Origin of the sequence: Nitratidesulfovibrio liaohensis (assembly GCF_011682075.1) — a bacterium.
GTDB lineage: Bacteria > Desulfobacterota > Desulfovibrionia > Desulfovibrionales > Desulfovibrionaceae > Cupidesulfovibrio > Cupidesulfovibrio liaohensis.
Map to the genome: position 1 here is coordinate 1 of NZ_VSMK01000310.1, position 3,323 is coordinate 3,323.

The 3,323-nt window shown below is 66.2% G+C and carries 2 protein-coding genes; one reads left to right on the forward strand and one right to left on the reverse strand.

Features of this window, described 5'->3' with window-relative positions; translation table 11 throughout:
• Positions 1 to 307: 307 nt before the first annotated feature.
• On the forward strand, positions 308 to 2,281 hold the full coding sequence (gene metG, locus FVW27_RS11035) for a methionine--tRNA ligase (RefSeq protein WP_167125131.1): 1,974 nt from the start codon (positions 308 to 310) through the stop codon (positions 2,279 to 2,281).
• Positions 2,282 to 2,449: 168 nt separating this feature from the next.
• Here the strand turns inward: metG and FVW27_RS11040 are convergent, their stop codons facing one another.
• Complete coding sequence (locus tag FVW27_RS11040; RefSeq protein WP_167125133.1) at positions 2,450 to 3,202, reverse strand: TVP38/TMEM64 family protein; 753 nt, start codon at positions 3,200 to 3,202, stop codon at positions 2,450 to 2,452.
• Positions 3,203 to 3,323 lie beyond the last annotated feature (121 nt).

Genomic DNA, 3,323 nt, shown 5'->3' on the forward strand with positions numbered 1-3,323 from the left:
GCGCGGCCCGCTGAAAAACACCGATCCGTCCACCCTGCGGTCCAGCCGGGGGCGGCGCAAGCGCAAGCGGCGCCCTTCCGGTCCCCGTGAGGGCGGCGAGGGCGGTTCCGGCGGCGGACATGCCGACGGACACGGCAGCGAATAATCGACCACATCCGTCAGCCCCGGCATCCGTTCGTGCGGAGCAGGGCACGGCGACATTCAGGCAACAGCTTCCGCCCCTGGCGCGCGCCGGGGGCGGCCATCATATCGGAACGGTGGCGCGGCAGGCCCGCACCGCCCGCAGCGCCCGAATCGGGAGACCCACGTGGACCGCTTCTACATCACCACCCCCATTTACTACGTCAACGCCAAGCCGCACCTCGGCCATGCCTACACCACCATCGTGGCCGATTCGCTGCGCCGCTTCCACCGCCTGCTGGGCAAGGACACCTACTTTCTGACCGGCACCGACGAGCACGGCGACAAGATCGTGCAGGCCGCCGAAAAGGCCGGGTGTTCGCCGCAGGAATTCGTGGACGGCGTGAGCACGCAGTTCCGCGACCTGTGGCCGCATCTGGGCGTGGAGTACGACCAGTTCATCCGCACCACCGACGCGGAGCACAAGAAGTGCGTGCAGGACGTGTTGCAGAAGGTCTACGACAGCGGCGACATCTACTTCGGCGAGTACGGCGGCCATTACTGCTACGGGTGCGAGCGGTTCTACACCGAGAAGGAACTGGAAAACGGGCTGTGCCCTCAGCATCAGGTGAAGCCGGAATACATCAGCGAAAAGAACTACTTCTTCCGCATGTCCAAGTACCAGGGCTGGCTGCGCCAGTACATCCTGGACAACCCCGACTTCATCCGGCCCGAACGCTACCGCAGCGAAGTGCTGGGCATTCTGGACAGCGGCGCGCTGGAAGACCTGTGCATCTCGCGGCCCAAGTCCCGCCTGACCTGGGGCATCGAACTGCCGTTCGACAAGGACTACGTGTGCTACGTGTGGTTCGACGCGCTGATCAACTACATCTCCGCGCTGGGCTGGCCCGACGGCGAAAAGTTCGGTCGCTTCTGGCCCGGCGTGCAGCATCTGGTGGCCAAGGACATCCTGAAGCCGCACGCGGTGTTCTGGCCCACCATGCTGAAGGCGGCGGGTCTTGAGCCCTACAACAACCTGAACGTGCACGGCTACTGGCTGGTGCGCGACACCAAGATGTCCAAATCGCTGGGCAACGTGGTTGACCCGCTGTCCATGATCGACAAGTACGGCCTGAGCGCCTTCCGCTACTTCCTGCTGCGCGAGATGCACTTCGGCAGCGACGCCAGCTTCTCGGAAGACGCGCTGGTGGCCCGCCTGAACGCGGACCTGGCCAACGACCTCGGCAACCTGTTCAGCCGCGTGCTGTCCATGACCGCCAAGTACTTCGACGGCGTGGTGCCCGCGCAGGGGCCGCTGACCGAGGAAGACGAGGCCATCCGCACCCTGGCGGAAGAAGCCCAGCGCAATTACGTGCGGCTGTTCGAACGGGTGCGCTTTTCCAACGCGCTGGAATCGCTGTGGGAACTGGTGCGCGCCCTGAACCGCTACGTGGACCATGCCGCGCCGTGGACCCTGTTCAAGCAGGGCGACACCGAGCGCCTTGGCACCGTCATGTACGTGATGCTGGAATGCATGCGCAAGGTGGCCGTGCACCTGTGGCCGGTGATGCCCGAGGCCTCCACCGTGCTGTTGGGGCAATTGGGCCAGACGCTGGACCCGGTCGCCGTGCAGTTGGCTGACGAGGCTGACCGCTGGGGCGGACTGGCCGCCGGTACCACCGTGGCGTCGTCGTCCAACCTGTTCCCCCGTGTGGAACTGGAAAAGGTGGAAGAGTCCAAACCCGCCAAGGCGGAAGGCAAGAAAAAGGACAAGGCCGCCGCGCTCGCTCAGGCTGCCGCGCCTGCCGCCACGCCTGCCGCTGGCGATGAACCCGCCACCATAGAATTTGCCGATTTCCAGAAATTGGACATCCGCTTCGGCACCGTGGTGGTGGTGGAACGCCATCCCAACGCCGACAAACTGCTGCGCGTCGAGGTGGACCTTGGCGAAGCGGCCCCGCGACAGATCGTGGCCGGGCTTGCCGAATACTTTACGCCCGATTTCCTGCTGGGGCGCCAGGTGGCCGTGGTGGCCAACCTTGCCCCGCGCAAGTTGCGCGGCTTGGAATCGCAGGGGATGATCCTTGCGGTGCGCACCGAAAGCGGCATGCAACTGGTGGCCGCGTCCGGCCCGGTGGCCAACGGGGCCAAGGTGTCGTAAGCGCAGGCTTGTTGAACCATTTTCGATTCCGGAATGAAAACCGCCCGCCGATGCATGTCGGCGGGCGGTTTTGCGTTGCGGCGGGAAAGGGGGCGTGGGGGTGGCGTGTTCGGAGGGGGGGGAGATGCCGGGAACCAGCTGAGTGGGGGCGCGTTCTTGCGTAGCGGGCTATTCGCCCTTGGCGGCCGGGGTAGGGTGGTGGCCGTCCTTGCTGCCCTCAGGACCGCCCTCGGATTCGTCCTCCGGAACTTCGAGGGTGTCATCCACCCGGTAGCGGCGGTACAGCAGGTAGCCCAACAGGCTGGATACCACGAACAGCACGGCACTGGCGGTGGTGCGCAATTCCGGCGAAACGCGTACGCCGCTGCCCAGCAGGGCGAAGATGAACGTCTGCGGCACGTACCCGGCGGCAGACCCGGCGATGAACGGCAGCGAGGGAATGGCGCTGACCCCGGCCAGCAGGTTGGTCAGCACGTTGTTGCCCACGGGCAGGCAGCGGATGATGAACGACATGGCGAACGGGTCGCGCCCCAGAAAGGCATTGATCTTCGCTACCCTGCGGCTGAAGCGGCGCGCCACGAACGACTGCCCGCCGAGCCGCGCATAGTAGAAGGTGGCCACGCAACCCATGACCGTGGCCAGCGTGCCCCACACCGTGCCCAGCAGCGCGCCGAAGGCATAGCCCCCCAGAAAGCTGACCACCTGACGGGGCATGCCCACGGCGGTCAGCAGGCAGCCAACGCCCAGGTACAGGGCCAGGCCGGAAACGCCGTGGTCGCGGATGTTGGCATCCACCCACGCGGTGTCCAGGGCGTCATGCAGGCCGGAAAGGCGCAACAGTGCAATGGCGGCGGCAAGTCCGAGAAAGACGAACGCACCCTTGAGCACGCGTTTGAGAAGTCGGGTGGGGCGGTTGGTCATGCGGGGCAATGGCTGGGGCCGGGTGAGAGTGGACGGATGGGCGACGGTCGGGCGCGGCGATCAGCTGCCGTGTGCGGCCCGCGCGGAGCCCGCCGCTGTGCAGGCGGACCGTGTGCCGGTG

Bases quoted from the DNA above. Each gene is read 5' to 3' on its own strand.
- FVW27_RS11040 (WP_167125133.1), bottom strand. From the start codon at position 3,202: ATGACCAACCGCCCCACCCGACTTCTCAAACGCGTGCTCAAGGGTGCG.